The following is a 23,498-nucleotide window of genomic DNA, read 5'->3' on the forward strand; positions in this document are numbered from 1 at the left end:
CATTTTTATGATATAATATATGCAAAAAAAATCCTACTCAAATAAATGAGTAGGATTTTTATATAGTTTAATTTAAAATTCTTACTTTTCAGCAACAACCTCAAATACGATATCAGCAACAACAGCTCTGTGTAAACGTACAGCAGCGTTATATTTACCTAATCTTTTTACACTACCTCCTGTAACCTTGATAAATTTCTTATCAATAACAGTACCAGCTTTAGCTAATGCTTCAGCAACATTAATGTTGTTTACTGAACCAAATAATTTATCACCAGAACCTACTTTAGAAGTAATTTTTAGTTCGTATCCTTTAACAGCTTCAGCAACCGCAGTAGCTTCTTCTACTAATTTAGCTTCTTTAAAAGCACGTTGCTTTAAGTTTTCAGCTAATACTTTTTTAGCTGATGAAGTAGCTAATGTTGCATATCCTTTAGGAATTAGGCTATTACGACCATAACCATTCTTAACAGTTACAACATCGTCTTTAAAACCTAAATTTTCTACGTCTTGTTTTAGTATCAATTCCATGTTTCTACTTCTTTATTATTTTAACAAATCACCAACGTATGGCATTAATGCTAAGTGACGAGATCTCTTGATAGCTTGAGCCACTTTACGTTGATACTTTAATGATGTTCCTGTTAAACGTCTTGGTAAAATTTTACCTTGCTCGTTTACTAAATACATTAAGAAGCTAGCATCTTTATAATCGATGTATTTAAAACCGTTCTTTTTAAAACGACAGTATTTTGCTTCTTTTTTTGTTTCAATATCAAGCGGCGTTAAGTAACGTACTTCACCTTGCTTGTTTCCTTTTGCTTGTTGATCTATAGTTGTTGACGCCATTGCTTACTTTTTTGCAGATTTAACACGTTCTCTTCTCTTTTCAGCCCACGCTTCAGCATGTTTATCTAACCTTACGGTTAAATAACGCATAACGCTATCGTCTCTTCTGAATTCTAATTCAAAAGCTGCGATTGCATCTCCTGCTACTTTGTAGTCTAGTAAGTGGTAAAATCCACTTTTTTTCTTTTCAATTGGATACGCTAATTTTTTTAAGCCCCAATCTTCTTTAGAAATCATTTCTGCACCTTTAGAAAGCAAATAGTCCTCAAACTTCTTTACTGTCTCCTTTATCTGAGTTTCAGATAAAACGGGATTCAAAATGAAAACAGTTTCGTAATGATTCATAATTAAATTGTTTAAATTTTATGTATAAGTTTGCAAAGATAGTGTTTTTAATTAATTCAACAGACTCTTATTAATAAAAACTTAAGATTTAAATTTTCTAAATGAAACTATAATTTCATAAATACCTATTGATAAAAATATTTTACCCAAAATAAAAGGAAACCAAGACCAACCTATTACAAACGTTTTATCTATTAAAGGATTATAAATATTTGTAGGGATTAAAAATTTTGTAAACCCATCCATAAAAAAACATAGCTCAGAAAAATCAAAATTCCCAAAGCCGAAATCACCAACACTTGCCCAAAAGAAAAGAGCATAAAAAGGAAGACTGCCAAATATTGACCTACCTAATGCCCTAAACCAATTTGTTCCATTTTTAGAAAACCAATATCCAACATGAAGAATAAAAGCATCTTTATCATTAAACCAAAACCTTTTATCTTTTATAAGTTCTTTTCTGTAAGCATTAATTTCATGTGCTTTAAATTTATCTAAATCGATTTTATTATTACTCCGTTGAAGTTCATGTTTAATATTCCTTAATGTTTTTCTATCACAATTTTCGATATCTGAAATTAAAATATCATCAAAATAGGCAGTTTTATCGAAACTTGTTCTATCAATAATAACATTCTTAAATTTCGTATCTTGAAAAGAACAAATATCATTAAAAGTGGTTTCTTCTAGCTTTAAAGATTTAAAAATAGAATTATTAAATCGAGTGGATTTCTTAAAATCACAATTTTGAATAATTAAATCAGTATTCAAAGCTTTCCAATTTGATAAATAACTTTTCCCTTCAAAAGTATTGTCTAAAAATTTCATTTGACAGTTTTCTTCTTCCTCTGAAAATTTATTTTCATAAAAATTAAATTTTTGGAAAGTAACATTTGTAATATCTAAATTATTTTTTATTTCATTTTTATTAAAATTAAAAACATTAGCACATGTTAAATTTGAAATACTAGCGCTATTAAAAGTTGAATCTAAAATTTCTACTTTACCTTTAAAATCGGTATTATTAATTGATAATTTTGTAATAGTACTTTTATTGATAGTAAATTTTTTAATAATTTCAGATCTATGAATATTTAAAGTTTCAATTTTACACTTTTTTTCAAAGTATAGAAGATATAAATTACAACCATCAAAGCTTAAATAATTTTTAATCTTAGTTTCTCCCATAAAAGTAACAGAATCAAGTTTCTCGCAACAAATAAATTCTAATGAATCATTATTAAAAATACAATCAGTAAAAAATATTTTAGAAGCTTCATCATTTTTTGACTTAAAATTTACAAACTGAATACTTGAACCAAAAAAATGACAATTAATAAAACCAATTATATTTGAATCTGAATATCTAATATCAAGGATTGAGTCCAGATTTATTATTTTATTTGAAATTCGATATTGATTTTCAATTAACATTTCCAGTTCAAAACCATCAATAGTTTCCATATTTTAAATTTCTTTAGCTTTTATTGTAAAAATAGCCTTTTTTTTTCATTATTAAATTGATGCTAAACATTTGTTATAAAAACTTGCTCAATAAAATTCTTTAGCCTATTTTTATTATGAAACATAGCAAATAAAAAATAAGCAAATATTTAAGCGTATGAGTTATAATGCAACGATAGAAGAAGAAAATAAAGAAATAGCCCACAGATATAAAAATTTACTAAAAGGAACGTATCAAACATTATCGGAAGAGGATAAAAAACTGATACGTAAAGCTTTTGAAATAGCCGTTGAAGCACATTCTGATCAACGTAGAAAAACAGGCGAACCTTATATTTTTCATCCCATAGCAGTTGCTAAAATTGTAGCTGATGAAATTGGTTTAGGAGCCACCTCTATTGCCGCCGCTTTACTACACGATGTGGTAGAAGATACGCCATATACCGTAGAGGATATGGAACGTTTATTCGGTGAAAATATCGCCAGAATTGTTAGCGGACTCACCAAAATATCAAACCTAAAAAAAGAACAAGACCATTCTATTCAGGCAGAAAATTTTAGAAAAATGCTTCTTACATTAAACGATGATGTACGAGTTATTCTGATAAAAATCGCAGATCGCCTACACAATATGCAAACCATGGACGCAATGCCTGGCTACAAACAGGTAAAAATCGCTTCCGAAACCTTGTATATTTATGCTCCTCTAGCCCATCGTTTAGGATTGTTTAACATCAAAACAGCACTAGAAGACTTAGGCTTAAAATACACCGAACCAGAAGTTTATAATGATATCTTAATCAAGATAAAAGATAGCAAAGAAGAACAACAAAAATATATCGATAACTTTACTGGAGTCTTAAAAGAAGCTTTAGATAAAGAAGGTTTTACCTATCAAATTAAAGGACGTTTTAAATCAATTTTCTCTATCAGAAGAAAAATGCAAAAACAAAATGTAACCTTTGATGAAGTATACGATAAATTTGCCATTCGAATAATTTATGAACCAACTTCTGATGATGAAAAATTTGATGCTTGGAAAATATATTCTATCGTTACTGACTTTTTCAAACCAAATCCCGCCCGTTTACGTGATTGGATTTCACAACCCAAAACAACAGGCTATGAAGCCTTACATATTACCGTTATGGGACCAGAAGCCAAATGGGTCGAAGTACAAGTTCGCTCTGAAAGAATGGACGAAATTGCCGAAAAAGGATACGCCGCTCACTTTAAATATAAACAAGGAGAAATTCAAGAAAATGGACTTGACGGATGGCTAAATCGTTTGAAAGAAACACTAGAGAATCAAACCATAAATGCCGTGGATTTTGTAGAAGATTTCAAACTTAATTTATACGCCAAAGAAATATATGTTTTTACCCCAAAGGGAGATTTAAAATCATTACCAAAAAGAGCAACCGCCTTAGATTTTGCCTTTTCTGTACATACCGATGTCGGTTTAAAATGCCGTGGCGCTAAAGTAAACGGAAAATTAGTTCCCCTGAGCCACACATTACGTAGCGGTGATCAAGTCGAAGTACAAACAGCCGCCAACAATAAACCAAATGTCCGTTGGCTCGATTTTGTGATAACCGCAAGAGCACGTACCAAAATAAAATCAGCCTTAAAAGCCGAAGAAAAAATTATCGCCGAAGAAGGAAAAGCCATCTTATTTCGAAAATTACGCCATTTAAAATTAGGTTCTGGTGAAAAAATAATTAATGAACTCGCCAACTATTTTGGGTTAAAAACAAGCTTCGATTTGTTTTTTAGAATCGGTAACGGTGCTATCGACAACAAACAATTAAAAGAATTTGTTGCCCAAAGAAGTGGACTTATTATGGGATTTATCAAAAATACTTTCCGTAGAAATTCTTCTAATAATGACATCTCAGAAAAAGAAGAAGTTACTCATAAATATGATGCACTCGTTTTTGGAAAAGAAGAACAAACACTCGATTATAGCTTTGCCAAATGCTGTACGCCTATTCCTGGTGATAAAGTTTTTGCTTTCACTACAATTAATGAAGGTATTAAAATACATAAAAATAATTGTCCGAACGCTATTTCATTACAATCTAATTACGCATATAGAATTATGCCCGCCAAATGGATTGATTCTACAAAACAAGATTTTACCGCAATTTTAAACCTATCTGGAATTGATAATAATGGAATTATTAATAATATAACACGTATTATCTCAAATAGTACGGACGTGTTTATACATAGTATTAATTTCTCTGGAGCTCACGGAATATTTGATGGTACACTCTCGTTAAGTGTTAAAAATAAAGTCCAATTAAACAAAATAATTTTTGAATTAAAAAAAATAGACGGAATACAAAAAATAGAACGTGTAAACACATTGTAAGCTATTTGTAAATATCATTTTAAGATACTTCTTTTTTTATCAATAAATAACTGTAAATTTGCCCGTCCGTAAAATTATAAACTATAATGAGTAATTCAACCGAAAATCAAGAAATTGTAAAAAAAGTTTTCACGACTTTTTTAGAAGAAAATAAACATCGTAAAACTCCTGAGCGTTACGCTATTTTACAAGAAATATATGTTGCGGAAGAACATTTTGATATAGAATCATTATATATTAAGATGAAAAATAAAAACTATCGAGTAAGTAGAGCCACGCTTTACAATACGATAGACCTGCTCTTAGACTGCGGATTAGTTCGTAAACATCAGTTTGATGGACAGTCAATGGCACGCTATGAAAAAAGTTATTTCGATAAAAATCATGACCATTTAATTATGACTGATTCTGGAGAAGTAAAAGAATTTTGTGATCCTAGAATACAGGTTATCAAAAAAACAATAGAAGACGTTTTTGATATTGATATTCATAATCATTCGCTTTATTTTTACGGAACAAAGCGAAAATCAAAAGAAACTAAAGAAAAAACATCAAAAGAACTAAAAGATGTTAAAGATGTTAAAAACGCTAAAGCATCAGAATAAAAAATAACAAACACAACAAATACACTTAATAACATACTAAATGGCAGTAGATTTATTACTCGGATTACAATGGGGAGACGAGGGAAAAGGTAAAATCGTAGATGTTTTAACAAGAGATTACGATATTATTGCAAGATTTCAAGGAGGACCAAATGCTGGTCATACCTTAATTTTTGACGGTAACAAACACGTTTTACACACAATTCCTTCAGGAATTTTTCATAAAACCGCTTTAAATGTAGTTGGTAATGGAGTCGTAATTGACCCTGTTATCTTTAAAAAAGAACTAGAAAATTTAGACGTACACAATATCGATTATACTTCTAAATTATTAATTTCTAGAAAAGCACACCTAATATTACCAACCCACAGATTATTAGACGCAGCGTCTGAAACATCAAAAGGAAAAGCAAAAATTGGTTCTACATTAAAAGGAATTGGCCCAACATATATGGACAAAACCGGTAGAAACGGAATGCGTGTTGGAGACTTAGAATTGGATAACTGGAAAGATAAGTACAGAGCTTTAACTGAAAAGCATTTAAGTATGCTTAGCTTTTTTGATGTTCAAGTAGAATACGATTTAGACGAATTAGAAGCTGAATTTGACTTGGGTATTGAAAAATTAAGAACATTACAATTTATAGATTCTGAAGAATATTTGAACAGCGCAATTAAAGCTGGGAAAACAATTTTAGCAGAAGGAGCGCAAGGTTCTTTATTAGATATTGACTTTGGAACATATCCGTTTGTAACTTCATCAAACACCACAGCAGCTGGTGCTTGTACTGGTTTAGGAATTGCTCCTAACAGAATTGGCGATGTATTCGGAATATTCAAAGCCTATACAACTCGTGTTGGTTCTGGTCCTTTTCCTACCGAATTATTTGACGAAGATGGCGCTGAAATGGCAAAAGTTGGTCATGAATTTGGAGCAACCACAGGTCGTGCAAGAAGATGTGGATGGTTAGATTTAGTTGCTTTAAAATATGCAGTTGATGTAAACGGAGTTACTAAGTTAATGATGATGAAAGGAGATGTTCTTTCTGGATTTGACACCTTAAAAATTTGTACTTCTTACAACTACAAAGGCGAAGAAATTACACATTTTCCTTATAATATTGAACCTGAAAACATCAGTGTAAATTATACAGAATTTAAAGGTTGGGAAGATGATTTAACGAAAATGACATCTGCTGAACAATTACCTAAAAATTTACTAGACTACGTTGCTTTTATCGAAAAAGAAACAGGAGTTCCTGTAACGGTTGTATCTGTAGGACCAGATAGAAAACAAACAATTAATAGATAATTAACTGTTTTTTACTATAATAAAAAGCCTTCATTATTTAAAATAATGAAGGCTTTTTTCTGTTTATTTCTTTTTTAATTAAAATTTTACTTTGATAAAATCTCTTGTCCAAATTGATGACATAATGCTAATGTTTCTTCTACATGGTCAATTGTTGTTTTTGGGTTTATTAGACACATTCTTAAAACAACTTGTTTATTTAAAATAGTGGTTACTAAAAATGCTTCTTTAGAATCCATTATTTTTTTAGATATTTCATTATTTAACGCATCGATTTCTTTTTCTGATAAATTTGCGCCAATCGGATTGTATCTAAAATTAATAATCGCTAAAGTAGCTGGAGAAACAATTTCCCAATCTCTACTTTTTCGTAAAACTTTTTCAACAGTATCAGCTAAATCGATATTATAGGTTACGGCTTGCTTAAAAGTATCTAAACCGTATGTTTTTATCGACATATAAAACTTCAAGGCTCTAAAACGACGCGTTAATTGAATTCCATAATCGTAAAAATTAATTTCAGATTCATTTCCTTCAATATCACGTAAATACTCAGGTTTTTCGCTAAAAGTTCCACTTAACCAAGACGAATCTTTTACTAATAAACAGCCTATTTCATAAGGTTGATAAAACCATTTATGCGGGTCAACTGTTAACGAATCTGCTCTTTCTATTCCTCGCAATGCTTTTGCTCCTTTTTCAGATAAAATAGCAGCACCTCCATACGCTCCATCAATATGAAACCATAAATTTTCAGCTTCACAAATATCGGCAATTTCATTTAACGGATCAACAGTTCCTGTATTTGTTGTTCCTGCGGATGCTATAAAACAAAAGGGTTGTAAGCCTTCTAACTTATCTTTTGCAATGGCATTTTTTAGTTTATTGATACTAATTTTAAATTCAATATCGGTAGGTAAAATACGGATTTGTTCTTTTTTAAAACCTAAAACCCGAATTGCTTTAATATTTGAGGAATGTGCTTGATCTGATAAATAAATAATTGCTTTTGAAAAATCATCGCCACATTTAATGCGTCTTGCCGTTACCAAGGCTGTTAAATTTGCCATCGAACCACCACTTGTAAAAATCCCTCCTCCTTTTTCAACAGGAAAATCGTACATTTTTAGTAGCCAATTCATCGTTACAATTTCTAACTCCGCTGCTGCTGGAGAAACCATCCATCCTCCTGAAAAAATATTAAATCCAGTAGCCAAACTATCTGCCATGGTACTGATAAAATTACTCGGTCCTGGTACGAAAGAATAGGCTTTCGGATGTGAAATAACCGTACTATTTGGTATTACGTTATCGATTACAAAATCCAAGACTTCTGTTGGATTCATACCTTTATCAGGAACTTCTTCCAAAAATAATGCATCCATTTGTTCACGAGTTGCCGAAGTTACTGGTTTTTTATCTTTTAGCGTATCCCAATGTTCGGCAATTAAATCTACTATTTTATAACCATAGGATTTCATTTCTTCTACAGATAAATCAAAATGGGCGCTCATAATTATATATTTTTTTATTTTTAAACTTGTACAAAATTAGCTTTAAAAAAGAACGAAGCCTTCTTTTTTAAAGATTTTTTGAAGATATTTTTATCAAAAACTTTTATCAGAATAATTTTATTGATTTATTAAGAAATAGCCCGTAATGTTTTCATTATTTTTGCAATCTAAAAATTCTTACTTTGAATAAAATATTTCTTTTAGCTTTTCTATTATTTTCCATTGGATTTTCAGTGGGTATTTTTTCTCAAGCAAAAAAAATCAAAATACTTTCTACACAAATAAGTACTGCTGATCAAGAAAAATACCCAGGAGCGACCTTACTTATCGGAAAGGTAAAAATGCAACACGCAGGTGCAACCTTAGATTGTCAAAGAGCCTTACTTTATAAAGATAAAAATATTTTTAAAGCCATCGGTGAAGTTGTTATTGAACAAGGTGATAGCATTATTCAATACAGTGATTTTGCGATTTATAATGGAAATTCAAAAAAAGCAACCTCTTGGGGAAACGTTGAAATTAATGATAAAGAAATGAAATTAAGCACCGATACGCTTCATTTCGACCGTAAAAATCAGATACTATATTACCCTAATGGAGGCACAATTCGTGATAAAAAAAATGTATTAAAAAGTATCCGAGGAACGTATTTTTTAAAGGATAAAAAATTTACTGCCAAATCAAAAGTAACGGTTGTAAATCCTCAAAACACTTTAGAATCTAATCATTTGGATTATTATACCAATTCAAATTTAGCCTATTTATATGGTGCAAGTACGATTACAAATTTAAAAGATAGCACTCAAATTTATTGTGAAAAAGGTTTTTATAACACTAATACTTCTGTTGCTTATTTTGTGAAAAATGCCAAATTATTTTTAAAAGAACGCACCGTTTTAGCCGATAGTTTATATTATGATAAACGAAACGGTTTTGCCTCGGCAACCAATAATATTAAGGTAATTGACACTGTTCAAAAAATGGTAACCAAAGGTAATTATGCCGAATTATATGAAAAGAAAGATTCGCTATTTATTATTGATAAAGCCGTTGCTATTACTGCTATTGATAAGGATTCGATGTATGTTGCAGGTGATAAAATTTTATTAACAGGTAAAACAAATAACAGAATAATTCGAGTTTTTAACAATGTAAAAATTTTTAAATCAGACTTGCAAGGGAAATGTGATTCTATTCATACAAGCCAAGTTTCAGGACTTACCAGAATGTTTAAAAACCCGATTATTTGGTCTGGAGAAAATCAAATTACAGGGGATAGTATTCAGTTAAAAACTAATAAAATTACCAATAAATTAGATTCTTTAAAAATCTTACAAAACGCTTTTATGATTCAAAAAGATTCTTTATCCAAAGATGATTTTAATCAAATAAAAGGACGAAATATGTACGGTAAATTTGAAGAAAACAAGTTAAAAACAATGCTTGTAAAAGGAAATGCCGAATCGTTATATTATAATCGAAACGAAAAAAGCCAACAATTAGAAACCGTTACCAAAGAAATTGCAAGCGATATTGAATTTACCTTCGCCGAAAATGAAATTATAGAAACTAAATATTTTAAATTATCCGAAGGAAAAACATTTCCGCCTTCTAAATTTCCATCCGAAGAAAAAAAGTTTAAAGGGTTTATTTGGCGTAGCGATGAACAACCTTTAACTGTTGAAGATATTTTCAAAAAAGATAAAATCAGCAATAAAAATATAAAAAAAGACATACAAAAAGACAGTAATACTCCAATTTCGAGTATCAAAAAAAATGATTCTGCCGTGAAAAAAGCGAAAAAACAATATTTAAAAGAAATTAAATAATTCTATCAAAACGCATTAATATCAAAATGAAAAACGATTTCTTAAAATATCAAGGACAAACAACACCACATCCTTTAGCTATTGAAATTTCTCACGCAAAAGGCAGTTATATTTACGATAAAAAGGGCAAAAAAATGTTGGATTTCGTGGCAGGAGTTTCGGCAAATAGCTTAGGTCATAATCATCCAAAAGTTACCAATGCCATAAAAAAACAACTTGATTCCTATACGCACGTAATGGTTTACGGGGAGTTTATTCAGCAACCACAATTGGATTTATGCAAGGCTTTGGCAAATACGTTACCTGAAAATTTAGCATCGGTTTATTTGGTAAATTCAGGAACAGAAGCCACCGAAGGCGCGTTAAAATTAGCAAAACGCTTCACAGGAAGGTCGGAAATTATCGCAGGCAAAAACGGGTATCACGGAAATACGCAAGGTGCAATGAGCGTTTGCGGAGCGGAAGCACAAAACCGTGCATTTCGTCCTTTAATTCCTGGAGTAAAATTTATCGAATTTAATAATGAAATCGATTTAGAAAAAATTACGACAAAAACAGCAGGTGTTATTTTAGAAACTATTCAAGGTGGTGCAGGTTTTATCGAACCTCAAAATAATTATTTATCAAAAGTAAAAAAGCGTTGTGAAGAAGTTGGTGCATTGCTTATTTTAGATGAAATTCAAACAGGTATTGGACGTACAGGGAAATTTTGGGGATTTGAAAATTATAATGTTATTCCTGATATCATTATCACAGGAAAAGGTTTAGGCGGAGGAATGCCAATTGGTGCTTTTATTGCATCTTTCGAAGTGATGAATTGCTTAAAAGAAAATCCTAAATTAGGGCATATTACTACTTTTGGCGGACATCCTGTAATTGCGAGTGCGGGTTTAGCAACTGTTGAAGAAATTATATCGTCAAATCTTATTCAAGAAACGCTTAGAAAAGAAACGATTATTAGAAATTTCTTTCAAGATCATAAGGCTGTGAAAGAAATCCGAGGAAGGGGTTTAATGCTTGCTTTAATGGTAGAATCGCCTGAAATTGCCTCAAAAATAATTTTGAATTGTTTGGATAAAGGCTTGATTTTATTCTGGTTACTTTTTGAAGGAAGTGCTATCAGAATTACCCCGCCTTTAACAATTTCTGATGATGAAATTAAGGAAGGGTGTCATCTTATTTTGGAAGAATTAAATAAAATTTAATTAATTATTTTGATATTCTTTTATAATATTAATTAAATCATTTTTATAAAGTAAACCCGATTGCCGCCATAACATTTTATCATTTTTAAAGAGCATAAAAGTTGGCACACCTTTAATTTGATATTTTTTAGCGATTAAAGTATTTTTATCTACATCTATTTTTAAAATGATAATATCCTCTCCTAAATCATTTTTTAATTCCTTTAAAATAGGCGTCATCATTTTACATGGCTGACACCAATCTGCATAAAAATCTATTAATACAGGCGTTTTTCCTTTTAAAATTGTTGTTAAATTATTCATTATTTACCGATGCTTTAATTTGTATAAGTGATACTCCAAATTCCTCGTACTTGATTGATATCATAATTTACGGCTTTATCCTTTGGATATAAATCAGCTAATTTTGTTAGTGTTTCTGGAGCTATTTGCGTTTTTGGTTTTCCATGACATTGCAGACACATCGCATTTGTTACAATCGGATAATAAAATGTTGTTTGCTGATTTTCTGTTGTTAATAGTGGCGTAATTTTTTGTTTATTGGCAACTATTTTTTTGTAATTTTCTAGAATTTCCAATTCTTTTGCGTTTGCGATATTTTTAGGATTTCTAGGTTTATCAGAAACTCGTTTAATTTTGGCGTTATATTTCAGTGCCATGCTATCCGTTAGTTTGTAGGCTTTTTCGTTACAAAATTTAAGTGCCGATAGGGTTCCTTTTTTCTGAATCGTTCCCATTAAATTTTTTCCTAACACTTTTTTAGTTCCTAAAGCGTAGCTTAAACCGATTTCAGCTTTTGATTTTTCGTGTGTTTTATGTTCGATAAAACTTGTTTTTCCTTCATTAAAATACGTTTTCCCTTTATGTTCTACCCAATGTTTTTGAAACCAAGAAGGCTCTGCTATTTTATAATCGAATAAATAATTCGCAATTTTTTCAATATCTTTTTTATCAAAAACTTGTTTTGGCATTACGCCAAATTTTTTAACAGCTCCACGCATTTTGGTTTTTTCTTGAGTCGGATTTGTTGCAAAACTGGTAAATTCCGCTATAAAATCTTCTTTTTTGGTGTTTTTTTGAATATAATGCGCTTTAACGGCAATCATCGGCGGAGCAATTCTATCTTTTTTTGATGTAGAAACATTATGACATACAAAACATTTTGTTTCTAATAATCTTTTTCCTTCATGTTCTTTTATTTCTTTTACAACTTTTATTTCTTTTGAATTTTCTTTTTTTGATATTTTTGCAACTTCTTTTTTTCCGTTGCAATTCACAAAAATAATGACCATTAATAAGCTAAAATATTTCAGGTATTTCCTCATCTTATTTTGTTTTTGTTATCTTGTTTTATTTTTATAAAGATACTTCAAAGCTCAAAAAATTACTGTAACAGATGTTACAATAATTATCAAAAATGAAAAAAAATGAAAAAACCGTAATTTCTTGTAAACTTTTACTTAGGTTTTGAATCTAAAAAAAGCCAAAGAAATTACGGTTTTAAATTTTGATAAAAAATATATTTTATACTAAAAACTCAAATAAATTAGGTTTATCGTTTAAATATTCGCCATAAAAATTAAGCGCTTTCATTCTTTGGATTAAAGGTGCTAAATCTTCTTTTTTCATCAATTCAATTCCAACGACAGCTGGTGCATTTTCTTTACTTGATTTCTTGGAATATTCGAAAAAAGTAATATCATCATTTTCGCCTAAAACATCCATTAAAAAATCTTTTAACGCGCCTGCTCTTTGCGGAAATCGAATAATAAAATAATGTTTTAATTCGCTATATAATAAGGCACGTTCTTTAATTTCGGCAGTTCTAGCAATATCATTATTGCTTCCACTGATGACACAAACAACATTTTTACCTTTAATTTCTTCTGCAAAAAAATCTAAAGCAGTTATGGTTAAAGCACCTGCAGGTTCTACTACAATCGCTTCTTTATTATATAAATCTAAAATTGTTTGACACACTTTTCCTTCAGGAACGGTTATCATATCGTATAAATTTTCTTTACAGATATCAAAAGTTAACTTCCCTACTTGCTGGACTGCTGCCCCGTCAATAAATTTATCAATTTTAGCTAATTTAACATTTTCATTTGCCTCGATAGATGTTTTCATAGACGCTGCTCCAGCTGGTTCTACACCTATTACTTTGGTTGTTGGTGACAATAATTTAAAAATACTAGACACCCCAGAAGCCAAGCCACCACCGCCCACGGGAACAAATACGTAATCGATAATTTCTTTAGATTGCTTTATAATTTCTAAACCAACGGTTGCCTGTCCTTCAATTATTTTTTGATCATCAAACGGATGTACAAATGTTTTACCTAAGGTATCGCATACGTTTTTTGCATATTTATAAGCATCATCAAAAGTATCGCCCGATAATTGAATATCAACATAATCGCCTCCAAACATTTTAACTTGTTCTACTTTCTGTTTTGGCGTGGGTGCGGGCATTACAATTGTACCGTGAATTTGAAGCTTTTTACACGCAAAAGCAACACCTTGTGCATGATTTCCCGCACTTGCACAAACAATTCCGTTTGCTCGTTGCGCTTGAGTTATCGAGCTTATTTTATTGTAAGCACCTCTAATTTTATACGAACGAACTTGTTGTAAATCTTCTCTTTTTAAGAAGATATTCGCTTTATATTTTTCTGAATAAATATAATTATTTAATAATGGAGTTTCTATAGCCACACCTTTTAGTGTGGCTACAGCCTCTTCTACTGCTTTTATTGTTGGAGTATAGATTGTTTTTACTAGCATATTAATGAAAAACTACGGCTTCTTTTTCTTCTTCTTGAGTTATTGTTTTCATGGCAGTCATTGACGCTCTTAATGTTTTACCAATCGCCTCAATTGGGTGATTTTGAATTGCCGTATTTACAGCGATTAACGCTAAATTATCTACTTCGTTTGAATTTGTCGCTGAATTTTTAAACGCTTTACCGATAACATTGGTATCAACAGTTTTCATAAAATCAACTAACAAAGGTTTTGCTGCGTGATCAAATAAATAACAACCATATTCTGCGGTATCAGAAATAATACGGTTCATTTCGTATAATTTTTTTCGAGCGACTGTGTTTGCAATTAATGGTAATTCGTGTAACGATTCATAATATGCCGATTCTGCTTTAATTCCTGAAGCGACCATATTATCAAAAGCTAACTCTACTCCTGCTCTAACAAAAGCAACCATTAACGTACCGTGATCAAAAAATTCTTGTTCACTAATTTCTGCAGATGTTGCAGGTGTTTTTTCGAAAGATGTTTCACCAGTTTCAGCTCTCCAAGACAATAAATTAACATCATCATTTGCCCAATCTTCCATCATAGTTTTAGAAAAATGACCTGACATGATATCGTCCATATGCTTTATAAACAATGGCTCCATGATTGTTTTTAATTCTTCTGAAATTTCAAAAGCTTTAATTTTTGCAGGGTTCGATAAACGATCCATCATGTTAGTAATTCCTCCATGCTTTAAAGCTTCTGTAATCACTTCCCAACCATATTGAATTAATTTAGATGCGTACGTAGGTTCAATTCCTTCTTCAATCATTCTTTCAAATGATAAAATAGAAGCTGTTTGTAACACTCCACATAAAATGGTTTGTTCTCCCATTAAATCTGATTTTACCTCAGCTACGAAAGACGATTCTAAAACACCTGCTTTATGTCCGCCTGTTGCTACTGCGTATGCTTTTGCTTGTGCCCATCCTTTATTTTCAGGGTCATTTTCTGGGTGAACTGCAATTAAAGTTGGCACACCAAACCCTCTTTTATATTCTTCTCTTACTTCCGTTCCAGGACATTTTGGAGCGACCATGATTACTGTTAAATCTTCACGAATTTGCATTCCTTCTTCTACGATATTAAAACCGTGAGAATATGATAACGTTGCTCCTTTTTTCATTAAAGGCATTACCGTATTTACAACGCTGGTATGTTGTTTATCTGGCGTTAAATTTAAGACTAAATCAGCCGTAGGAATTAAGGCTTCAAAAGTATCAACATTAAAATTATTTTCAGAGGCATTTTTAAACGACGCTCTTTTTTCTTGAATTGCTGCAGCACGTAATGCGTAAGAAACATCTAAACCTGAATCTCTCATGTTTAAACCTTGATTTAAACCTTGCGCTCCACAACCGATAATGACTACTTTTTTTCCTTCTAATGCTTTTACGCCGTCAGAAAATTCTGAAGCGTTCATAAATCTACATTTTGCTAATTGTGCTAATTTTCCTGCTAATGATAATGTATTGAAATAATTTGTTGCCATTTTTATAGTTGTTTGGTGTTGTTGTTTTTTACTTATTTCTGATTAATTATTTACTGATAATAAGCTTGATATTTTCATTTCATCTTTGGTAATTGCAATACGTCCTGAGCGAACAAATTGCATAATTCCGTGCTTATCTAAGGTATGATATAAATCTTCAATTTCTTCTTTTGTTCCTGATTTTTCAAGGACAAAAAAATCTTTATTAATATTGATAACTCTCGATTTACTACTATTTATAATTGTTTGAATTTCATCATTTTCGAGTAATGATTTAGAACTCAATTTAAACAAGCAAGATTCTTGATAAATCGTATGTTCATCAGTATGATAATACGCTTTAATTACCTCTACTTGTTTTTCTATTTGCCCGATAATTTTTTTAATTTGTTCTTCGGATACTTTTACTAATAGGGTAAATCTTGAAACGCTTTTTATTTCTGATTTAGAAATATTCATGCTTTCAATATTGATATTTCTTCTTAAAAAGATTCCTGAAATTCTATTCAACAATCCTACATTATTTTCTGTATAAACAGAAACGGTATATGTTTGTTTATTTTCCATGTTTTCCATAATTACGATATTTTACGATAATCTTATATCTGAAACTGATGCTCCTGTTTCTATCATCGGAAACACATTATTTTCTTTTTCTACACAAACTTCCAAGAAGTAAGCGTCTTTAGATGCCATCATTTCTTTAACCGTGCTTGCTAAATCTTCTCTTTTAGTAACTCTTTTTGCATCGATGCTATATCCTTTTGCGATTGCTACAAAATCAGGATTTGTCATTTCTGTTGATGCGTATCTTTTATCAAAAAATAGTTGTTGCCATTGGCGAACCATTCCTAAAAATTCGTTGTTAAGTACGACAATTTTCACCGCTGTTTTATTCTGTAAAATAGTTCCTAATTCTTGAATAGTCATTTGAAAACCACCATCACCAGCAATCATTACAACTTCTCTTTCGGGTGCGCCCATTTTCGCCCCGATTGCGGCAGGTAATGCAAACCCCATGGTTCCTAATCCGCCAGAGGTAATATTACTTTTTGTTTTGTTAAATTTCGCATAACGACAGGTAAACATTTGATGTTGCCCAACATCAGAAACAATAATAGCATCACCACCAGAAGCGATATTTATTTCCTTTAGAACCTCCGCCATAGTTAAGCCATCTTTTGATGGAAATAAATCTTCTTTCTTTACTTTATCATATTCGATGGCTTCTAATTTGGTGAATTCTGCTAGCCATTCAGTATGTTTATTTTGGTTGATTAACGGTAAAATTTCGGCTAAACTTTCTTTAACATCACCTAAAACAGGTACGTCTGCTTTTACATTTTTATCAATTTCGGCAGGATCTATTTCAAAATGAATGACCTTTGCTTGTTTGGCGTATTTACTTAAATCACCAGTAACACGGTCATCAAAACGCATTCCGACAGCAATTAACACATCGCATTCATTGGTTAAAACATTGGGTGCATAATTTCCGTGCATACCAACCATACCAATATTTAGTTGATGATCGGTTGGCAATGCTGATAACCCTAAAATTGTCCAAGCTGAAGGAATATCTGCTTTTTCAATAAACGTTTTAAACTCTTGTTCTGCTTCTCCTAAAATAACACCTTGTCCAAAAACAACTAAAGGTTTTTTAGCCTTGTTGATTAATGCTGCAGCCGCTTTAACTTGTGTTAAATCAACGTCTGGTTTTGCTTTATAACTACGTATTGATGTACATTTTTCATATTCAAAATCGAACATTTCGAACTGCGCATCTTTAGTAATATCAATTAAAACAGGTCCTGGACGACCAGATTTTGCGATATAAAATGCTTTTGCAAAAATTTCAGGAATTTCCGAAGCTTTTGTAATTTGATAATTCCATTTGGTTACAGGCGTAGAAATACCAACAATATCAGTTTCTTGAAAAGCATCCGACCCTAATAAATGAGAAGCTACTTGCCCAGTGATACAAACCATTGGCGTAGAATCTATTTGTGCATCGGCAATTCCTGTAATTAAATTGGTAGCTCCAGGCCCCGAGGTTGCAATTGCTACTCCTACTTTTCCTGTTGCTCTGGCAAAACCTTGTGCGGCGTGTGTTGCTCCTTGTTCATGACGTGTTAATACGTGGTTTATTTTGCCTTCGTATTTGTACAATTCATCATAAACTGGCATAATTGCGCCACCAGGATATCCATAAATTAAATCTGCTCCTTCTTCAAGTAAACATTTTACAACAGCTTCTGCGCCAGAAATGTGTACTTTTTGCTTAGTAGCTATTGTTGATGTTGGTTCAGTTTTCGTGTTCATAATTTCAGCGATTAAAATGCATCGGTAACACATCCTTTCGATGCTGATGCTACTGTTTTTGCGTATTTATATAAAATTCCTTTTTTGTGTTTTAATGCAGGAGCAACCCAACGTTTTCTTCTTTCTGCTAATTCTTCTTCTGAAATTAAAACATTTATCGTATTATCTTCGGCACTAATTTTAATTTTATCACCTGTTTTCAGTAAAGCGATATTTCCTCCAGATTGTGCTTCAGGCGTAATATGTCCTACTACGAACCCGTGTGTTCCTCCAGAGAAACGACCATCGGTAATTAAAGCGACCGATTTTCCTAAACCAGCACCCATAATTAATGATGTTGGTTTTAACATTTCAGGCATTCCTGGTCCTCCTTTTGGTCCAACATATCGAATAACGACGACATCTCCTTTTTCCACTTCTCCATTTGATATTCCTGTATTTGCGGCTTGTTCACCATCATAAACAACTGCTTTTCCTTCAAAAAGTAAGCCTTCATTTCCTGAAATTTTAGCAACAGCTCCTTCACTGGCTAAATTCCCATAAATTATTTGAATATTTCCTGATGTTTTTAACGCTTTATCTGTTGGATGAATTACATCTTGTGCTTCAAATTCCATTGGCGTAACATCGGCTAAATTCTCGGCTAAAGTTTTTCCTGTAACGGTTAAACAATCGCCATGTAAATAGCCATTATCTAACAAATATTTCATAATTGCAGGCGTTCCTCCTACTGAATGAACATCTTCCATTAAATATTTTCCTGAAGGTTTTAAATCAGCAATTAAAGGAGTTCTATCACTTACTTTTTGAAAATCATCTAACGTAAAATCAATATCTGCAGCATGTGCAATTGCTAAAAAGTGCAATACCGCATTGGTTGATCCGCCTAAAGCATTTACAAGTGCAATAGCATTTTCTATTGATTTTTTAGAGATAATATCCAAAGGTTTTAAATCTAAAATCAATAAATTTTTAATTGCCAAAGCGGTTCTTTCAGCTTCGGATAATTTATTAGGATTTTCGGCAGGAATTGAAGAATTATAAGGCAATGAAAACCCCATACATTCAATTGCGGAAGCCATGGTATTAGCGGTGTACATTCCGCCACAAGCTCCTGCACCTGGAATCGCTCTTTTGATAATTTCTTTATATTCATCTTCGTCAATTTCGCCTGCGACTTTTTGCCCTAAAGCTTCAAAAGCCGATACGATATTTAATTTTTTTCCTTTATAATTTCCAGAAGCGATTGTTCCACCATACATCATAATTGACGGACGATTTAAACGTAACATCGCAATAACAGCACCAGGCATATTTTTATCGCAACCAACTACGGAAACTAGTGCATCGTAACTTTGTGCGTTCATGACTATTTCAATAGAATCGGCAATAACATCTCTTGATGCTAATGAATAATTCATTCCTGAAGTTCCCATAGAAATTCCATCAGAAACACCAATTGTATTAAAACCTAGACCGACTAAACCTGCAATTTTTGTTTCAATTTTAACTTCTGATGCCAGATTATTCAAGTGCATATTACACGGATTTCCATCATATCCTGTACTTGCAATACCAACTTGAGCTTTACTCATATCTTCTTCTGTTAAGCCCACGGCATATAACATTGCTTGAGAAGCTGGTTGCGATTCGTCTTGTGTTAATCTACGACTGTGTTTATTTAATTCCATTTTACTTTCTTTTCTTTTTTAACCTAAATACAACGAGTTCTATTTTTTATCGTTTTATTGTTTTCATTATAATTTTCTAACTTATTTGAACCTGTTGTAACTTTGTTACTCAAAATTATTTAATTCATAGAACATCTATTGTATAATTTCTATAATTTAATGATATCTACAAACGCCTTTTACGACTCAAACACCTAATTACCAAATACTTAAATTATTTATTTTCTAATATTCAATAGCCTATTTTTTTATAAATTTTAAATAATAGCCATAAAAAAAACTCCCTAAAAAATAGGAAGCTTTCAATTTATAATTATAAAAATATATACTTCCTATCCTTGCAAAATAATTACAATGACAATAATAGAAATAATATTTAAAATTTGTTTTTTCATTTGATTCTGCAAATATGCATGTTTTTTATTAAAGTATCCTAGGTAATTTCAATTTATTTTGATAAAAAATATAATTATTATATAATCGTACTTTGTCCAGTATGGATATTTTTAAAATTGATGTTGCTATCTTCCTGATTATAAATAAAATCGCCGACTTTTCTTGATAATATTACTTTATAATTTTCAATATTTCTAAAAGTCTGGGGATTTTATCAACTTGCGTTTCTGTCCAAAAAGTATAATTTTTAATTTTACTATCGTCGTAACTATTAAGTTTTATCGTTAATCTTCTATTTTTTTCATAAACAAAATACGATAAAGTCATTTCATTTGCCTTAAAAATAAATTCAGAGGACTTATCTTTGAATCTTAAATCTAAATTTGGAATTACATTCTTCTCAATAAAATTAATAAATTCGTTGATTTCTTCTATTCCAATCCAAGCAGTTTTAAATACATCAGGTTTTTTAATCTTCATATCTAACTGTAAAGCATTCGTTTTTTCTCCAGTTTTTAAATTGATAACCTCAATTGGATAAAATTCTACTGTTTCTCCAATTCCAGATTTAAACTTCGCTATTGTTGTCCAATCTTTATTAATTCTAGTAAATTTAGCTTTATCTATAAATTTTCTAGTTGAAGATTCGATATTTTGTCCAAATGAAATTGAAATTACCGCTAAAAATAAGAACCCTAAAATTTGTTTTTTCATAATTGTTTTTTTTTAATATTTCCATAATTCAAGGTCATTCCAAATTCCTTCTGCTTTTTGATTACCATTTTCATACGCTTTTTTCATCCAGTATTTAGTTTGTTTCATATCTTTTAATGTTCCTTCTCCATAAAAATACATAACTGCAAGATTGTATTAAGCATTAGCATTTCCTTGTTCTGCACTTTTTTTATACCAATTAAATGCTTGTTTTTTATCTATTAATATTCCTTTACCTAAATGATACATATACCCTAGATTATACTCAGCACTAGCATATCCTTGTTCTGCACTTTTTTTAGTCCAATAAAATGCTTGTTTTTTATCTTTCAATGTTCCTTCTCTATTAAAATAGATATCTCCGAGATTGAATTGAGCCCTAGCATCTCCCTGTTCAGCACTTTTTTTATACCAAAAAAATGCTTGTTTTTTATCTTTCAATGTTCCTTCTCCATAAAAATACATAAACCCTACACTAAATTGAGCCTTAGCATCTCCTTGTTCTGCACTTTTTTTCAACCAATAAAATGCTTGTTTTTTATCTTTCAATGTTCCTTCTCCATAAAAATACATACTTCCAAGATTATATTGAGCAGGAGCATTTCCTTGTTCTGCACTTTTTTTATACCAATAAAACGCTTGTTTTAAATTTTTTAATGTTCCTTCTCCACTATAATACATAACCGCAAGATTATATTGAGCAATAGCCTGTCCTTGTTCTGCACTTTTTTTATACCAATAAAGTGCTTGTTTTTTATCTGTTAATGTTCCTTTTCTAGTATGATACATAAACCCTATATTGAATTGAGCTTCAACATCTCCTTGTTCTGCTTTTAGTTTTGTTTCGGTAAAAGATTGCCCAAATGAGCTAATTGCTAAAAATAATATAGCAAGTGTTATTAAATACTTTTTCATAGAATATATTTTTTTTAAAATTGAGTCGATAAAAGAAAACTCCTATTTATTCAAGTCTGAAAACTACAATAAAAAAACTATTAAATAAAAACCAAATACCTTTTAAAGAGCTATTTAGTTTTTACATTAATTACCCTAAACCAACAAAAAACCCATACTAAAAAGCACGGGATTTGTATATTTCTGTTTTTCATCAAAAAAGCACCCTACAAAATGAATTATCATCTTTTAGGTAATCCTACCTTCTTTAAAGTTTCATTTGCTTTATTAACTTTGTCTTGAAAAATAGGTTTATTTAAAAACTCTTTTAATGAATTATCAATCTTCAAAATAGGAATTTTTCTTTTATTTAAGTCGTTTATTGCTGTGTTCATAGTTTTATTTTTTAAGAGCCTGTTTAAATTTTATTCTAAAATTTTTTGTAACATCAAAATAGCATGACAAGGCGTTAAAACCCCTTGCCATCATTTTTTGCCACTATATTTTTTTTAGATAAAATTTAAACAGATTTTCAATAAAACGGCAACAAAACCACTTTATATAATCGTACTTTGTCCAGTATGGATATTTTTAAAATTGATATTGCTATCTTCCTGATTATAAATATAATCTTCGATAAAATCGCCGACTTTGCTAGTTCCGAAATTTTTATCAGAATGAATATCTTCGGTCGTAATTCCTAATTCTAATGATTTTTCGACAGCTTTTTCTATCAATTCTGCTTCTTCGTGTAATTCTAAATGTTTTAGCAACATCGCTGCGGATAAAATAGATGCCAATGGATTAGCGATATTTTTTCCTTTTGCCTGTGGAAATGAACCGTGAATTGGTTCAAAAAGTGCATTTTCTTTTCCGATAGAAGAAGATGCTAATAAACCGATAGAACCACCAATTACACTTGCTTCATCTGATAAAATATCGCCAAATAAATTTTCGGTTAAAATAACGTCAAACTGCGTTGGATTTAAAATTAATTGCATTGCTGCGTTATCAACAAAAATAAAATCAAGTGCAACATCAGGATATTGTTTCGCCAAAGCGGTAACTGTTTTACGCCACAATCTTGAGGTTTCTAACACATTTGCTTTATCAACTAATGTTAATTTTTTTCTTCTATTTTGAGCAGCTTTAAAAGCTAAATGTGCAATACGTTCAATTTCAAATACCGAATAAGAACAACCATCAAAAGCGGTTTGCTTATCTTCACTTAATTCTTTTGTTCCGAAGTAAATACCGCCTGTTAATTCTCTATAAATGGTAATATCAGTTCCTTCAATAATTGCTCTTTTTAAAGGAGAATTATCAATTAATTGACTGTATGCTTTTACAGGACGTTCGTTACAAAAAAGCCCTAATTCCTTTCTTAATTTTAACAAACCTTGTTCTGGGCGCACCTTCGCGGTTGGGTCGTTATCATATTTAGGATCGCCAATTGCACCAAACAAAATAGCATCACTTTTTCTACATAAATCAATGGTTTGTTCTGGCAACGGATTTCCTGTAGCATCAATAGCACAAGCGCCCATTAAGCCTTCGTTAAATATAAAGGTATGGTCATACACATTTGCCACTGCTTTTAAAACTTTTTGAGCTTGAGCAGTTACTTCTGGACCAATACCATCCCCTGGAATTACAGCGATATTAAATTTCATTT

21 protein-coding genes and 1 pseudogene are annotated in these 23,498 nt (G+C 31.1%); 5 read left to right on the plus strand and 17 right to left on the minus strand.

All coding sequences use genetic code 11. The features are described 5' to 3' along the window. Positions 1-81 precede the first annotated feature (81 nt). The 4 genes from rplI to L0U77_RS06715 form a co-directional block, all read right to left on the minus strand. A complete protein-coding gene (rplI, locus tag L0U77_RS06700) occupies positions 82-531 on the minus strand; it encodes a 50S ribosomal protein L9 (protein ID WP_233900917.1) in 450 nt (149 codons plus the stop codon). 15 nt (positions 532-546) lie between these two features. Then, a complete protein-coding gene (rpsR, locus tag L0U77_RS06705; protein ID WP_233885205.1) occupies positions 547-849 on the minus strand; it encodes a 30S ribosomal protein S18 in 303 nt (100 codons plus the stop codon). Positions 850-852: 3 nt separating this feature from the next. Then, entirely contained in the window at positions 853-1,194 is a 342-nt protein-coding gene (gene rpsF / locus L0U77_RS06710) for a 30S ribosomal protein S6 (RefSeq protein WP_233885204.1), read from the minus strand. Between the two features lie 81 nt (positions 1,195-1,275). Continuing rightward, entirely contained in the window at positions 1,276-2,658 is a 1,383-nt protein-coding gene (locus L0U77_RS06715) for a hypothetical protein (protein ID WP_233900918.1), read from the minus strand. A gap of 157 nt (positions 2,659-2,815) precedes the next feature. Between L0U77_RS06715 and L0U77_RS06720 the strand changes: the two genes are divergently transcribed. The 3 genes from L0U77_RS06720 to L0U77_RS06730 all read left to right on the plus strand — a co-directional run bounded on the left by L0U77_RS06720 (position 2,816) and on the right by L0U77_RS06730 (position 6,952). Continuing rightward, on the plus strand, positions 2,816-5,035 hold the full coding sequence (locus tag L0U77_RS06720) for a RelA/SpoT family protein (protein ID WP_101917417.1): 2,220 nt from the start codon (positions 2,816-2,818) through the stop codon (positions 5,033-5,035). 86 nt (positions 5,036-5,121) lie between these two features. Further along, positions 5,122-5,640: a Fur family transcriptional regulator gene (locus L0U77_RS06725; protein ID WP_233897272.1), complete on the plus strand. Its 519-nt coding sequence runs from the start codon at positions 5,122-5,124 to the stop codon at positions 5,638-5,640. A 40-nt stretch (positions 5,641-5,680) separates the two neighbouring features. Then, positions 5,681-6,952, plus strand: coding sequence for an adenylosuccinate synthase (locus tag L0U77_RS06730; protein WP_101917418.1), 1,272 nt, complete (start codon positions 5,681-5,683; stop codon positions 6,950-6,952). 86 nt (positions 6,953-7,038) lie between these two features. On the opposite strand, the gene L0U77_RS06735 is transcribed toward L0U77_RS06730, so the two are convergent. After that, positions 7,039-8,466, minus strand: coding sequence for a pyridoxal phosphate-dependent decarboxylase family protein (locus tag L0U77_RS06735; protein WP_233885197.1), 1,428 nt, complete (start codon positions 8,464-8,466; stop codon positions 7,039-7,041). A 182-nt stretch (positions 8,467-8,648) separates the two neighbouring features. Here L0U77_RS06735 and L0U77_RS06740 point away from each other — a divergent pair, with 182 nt between their 5' ends. Together L0U77_RS06740 and L0U77_RS06745 are read left to right on the plus strand one after the other, a co-directional pair. Further along, a complete protein-coding gene (locus L0U77_RS06740) occupies positions 8,649-10,295 on the plus strand; it encodes an OstA-like protein (RefSeq protein WP_233885191.1) in 1,647 nt (548 codons plus the stop codon). Positions 10,296-10,321: 26 nt separating this feature from the next. Beyond that, entirely contained in the window at positions 10,322-11,500 is a 1,179-nt protein-coding gene (locus L0U77_RS06745) for an aspartate aminotransferase family protein (protein ID WP_233897271.1), read from the plus strand. Here L0U77_RS06745 and trxA read toward each other — a convergent pair whose 3' ends face one another. From trxA to leuB, 12 genes and pseudogenes are all read right to left on the minus strand, one after another. Beyond that, positions 11,501-11,803: a thioredoxin gene (trxA, locus tag L0U77_RS06750; protein ID WP_233897270.1), complete on the minus strand. Its 303-nt coding sequence runs from the start codon at positions 11,801-11,803 to the stop codon at positions 11,501-11,503. 14 nt (positions 11,804-11,817) lie between these two features. After that, entirely contained in the window at positions 11,818-12,825 is a 1,008-nt protein-coding gene (locus tag L0U77_RS06755) for a Tll0287-like domain-containing protein (protein ID WP_233897269.1), read from the minus strand. Positions 12,826-13,024: 199 nt separating this feature from the next. Next, complete coding sequence (gene ilvA, locus L0U77_RS06760; RefSeq protein WP_233900919.1) at positions 13,025-14,287, minus strand: threonine ammonia-lyase IlvA; 1,263 nt, start codon at positions 14,285-14,287, stop codon at positions 13,025-13,027. Position 14,288: 1 nt separating this feature from the next. Beyond that, on the minus strand, positions 14,289-15,806 hold the full coding sequence (ilvC, locus tag L0U77_RS06765) for a ketol-acid reductoisomerase (RefSeq protein WP_233885183.1): 1,518 nt from the start codon (positions 15,804-15,806) through the stop codon (positions 14,289-14,291). A gap of 42 nt (positions 15,807-15,848) precedes the next feature. Then, on the minus strand, positions 15,849-16,373 hold the full coding sequence (gene ilvN / locus L0U77_RS06770) for an acetolactate synthase small subunit (protein ID WP_101917594.1): 525 nt from the start codon (positions 16,371-16,373) through the stop codon (positions 15,849-15,851). Positions 16,374-16,394: 21 nt separating this feature from the next. After that, complete coding sequence (gene ilvB, locus L0U77_RS06775; RefSeq protein ID WP_233900920.1) at positions 16,395-18,128, minus strand: biosynthetic-type acetolactate synthase large subunit; 1,734 nt, start codon at positions 18,126-18,128, stop codon at positions 16,395-16,397. A gap of 11 nt (positions 18,129-18,139) precedes the next feature. Further along, positions 18,140-19,819, minus strand: coding sequence for a dihydroxy-acid dehydratase (gene ilvD / locus L0U77_RS06780; RefSeq protein ID WP_233897266.1), 1,680 nt, complete (start codon positions 19,817-19,819; stop codon positions 18,140-18,142). 567 nt (positions 19,820-20,386) lie between these two features. After that, complete coding sequence (locus L0U77_RS06785; protein WP_233897265.1) at positions 20,387-20,929, minus strand: hypothetical protein; 543 nt, start codon at positions 20,927-20,929, stop codon at positions 20,387-20,389. Positions 20,930-20,941: 12 nt separating this feature from the next. Next, positions 20,942-21,073 (minus strand): annotated as a pseudogene (locus L0U77_RS06790) (hypothetical protein); the annotation flags it as partial. 12 nt (positions 21,074-21,085) lie between these two features. Then, positions 21,086-21,844 (minus strand): tetratricopeptide repeat protein, encoded by a 759-nt coding sequence (locus L0U77_RS06795; RefSeq protein WP_233897263.1) that lies wholly within the window; start codon positions 21,842-21,844, stop codon positions 21,086-21,088. Positions 21,845-22,065: 221 nt separating this feature from the next. Then, entirely contained in the window at positions 22,066-22,218 is a 153-nt protein-coding gene (locus L0U77_RS06800) for a hypothetical protein (RefSeq protein WP_233897262.1), read from the minus strand. A 162-nt stretch (positions 22,219-22,380) separates the two neighbouring features. Beyond that, positions 22,381-23,496 (minus strand): 3-isopropylmalate dehydrogenase, encoded by a 1,116-nt coding sequence (gene leuB, locus L0U77_RS06805; RefSeq protein ID WP_193700160.1) that lies wholly within the window; start codon positions 23,494-23,496, stop codon positions 22,381-22,383. Positions 23,497-23,498: the final 2 nt, after the last annotated feature.

Origin of the sequence: Tenacibaculum piscium (genome assembly GCF_021390715.1) — a bacterium.
In the GTDB taxonomy this organism is placed as follows: domain Bacteria; phylum Bacteroidota; class Bacteroidia; order Flavobacteriales; family Flavobacteriaceae; genus Polaribacter; species Polaribacter piscius.

Excerpts from the sequence above, each read along its gene's own strand:
- L0U77_RS06720 (WP_101917417.1), top strand. The coding sequence starts at position 2,816 with ATGAGTTATAATGCAACGATAGAAGAAGAAAATAAAGAAATAGCCCAC.
- trxA (WP_233897270.1), bottom strand. The coding sequence starts at position 11,803 with ATGAATAATTTAACAACAATTTTAAAAGGAAAAACGCCTGTATTAATA.
- L0U77_RS06755 (WP_233897269.1), bottom strand. The coding sequence starts at position 12,825 with ATGAGGAAATACCTGAAATATTTTAGCTTATTAATGGTCATTATTTTT.
- L0U77_RS06715 (WP_233900918.1), bottom strand. The coding sequence starts at position 2,658 with ATGGAAACTATTGATGGTTTTGAACTGGAAATGTTAATTGAAAATCAA.
- rpsR (WP_233885205.1), bottom strand. The coding sequence starts at position 849 with ATGGCGTCAACAACTATAGATCAACAAGCAAAAGGAAACAAGCAAGGT.
- L0U77_RS06725 (WP_233897272.1), top strand. The coding sequence starts at position 5,122 with ATGAGTAATTCAACCGAAAATCAAGAAATTGTAAAAAAAGTTTTCACG.
- ilvA (WP_233900919.1), bottom strand. The coding sequence starts at position 14,287 with ATGCTAGTAAAAACAATCTATACTCCAACAATAAAAGCAGTAGAAGAG.
- ilvB (WP_233900920.1), bottom strand. The coding sequence starts at position 18,128 with ATGAACACGAAAACTGAACCAACATCAACAATAGCTACTAAGCAAAAA.
- ilvD (WP_233897266.1), bottom strand. The coding sequence starts at position 19,819 with ATGGAATTAAATAAACACAGTCGTAGATTAACACAAGACGAATCGCAA.
- L0U77_RS06735 (WP_233885197.1), bottom strand. The coding sequence starts at position 8,466 with ATGAGCGCCCATTTTGATTTATCTGTAGAAGAAATGAAATCCTATGGT.
- rplI (WP_233900917.1), bottom strand. The coding sequence starts at position 531 with ATGGAATTGATACTAAAACAAGACGTAGAAAATTTAGGTTTTAAAGAC.
- rpsF (WP_233885204.1), bottom strand. The coding sequence starts at position 1,194 with ATGAATCATTACGAAACTGTTTTCATTTTGAATCCCGTTTTATCTGAA.
- L0U77_RS06730 (WP_101917418.1), top strand. The coding sequence starts at position 5,681 with ATGGCAGTAGATTTATTACTCGGATTACAATGGGGAGACGAGGGAAAA.
- L0U77_RS06745 (WP_233897271.1), top strand. The coding sequence starts at position 10,322 with ATGAAAAACGATTTCTTAAAATATCAAGGACAAACAACACCACATCCT.
- L0U77_RS06800 (WP_233897262.1), bottom strand. The coding sequence starts at position 22,218 with ATGAACACAGCAATAAACGACTTAAATAAAAGAAAAATTCCTATTTTG.
- ilvN (WP_101917594.1), bottom strand. The coding sequence starts at position 16,373 with ATGGAAAATAAACAAACATATACCGTTTCTGTTTATACAGAAAATAAT.
- leuB (WP_193700160.1), bottom strand. The coding sequence starts at position 23,496 with ATGAAATTTAATATCGCTGTAATTCCAGGGGATGGTATTGGTCCAGAA.
- ilvC (WP_233885183.1), bottom strand. The coding sequence starts at position 15,806 with ATGGCAACAAATTATTTCAATACATTATCATTAGCAGGAAAATTAGCA.
- L0U77_RS06785 (WP_233897265.1), bottom strand. The coding sequence starts at position 20,929 with ATGAAAAAACAAATTTTAGGGTTCTTATTTTTAGCGGTAATTTCAATT.
- L0U77_RS06795 (WP_233897263.1), bottom strand. The coding sequence starts at position 21,844 with ATGAAAAAGTATTTAATAACACTTGCTATATTATTTTTAGCAATTAGC.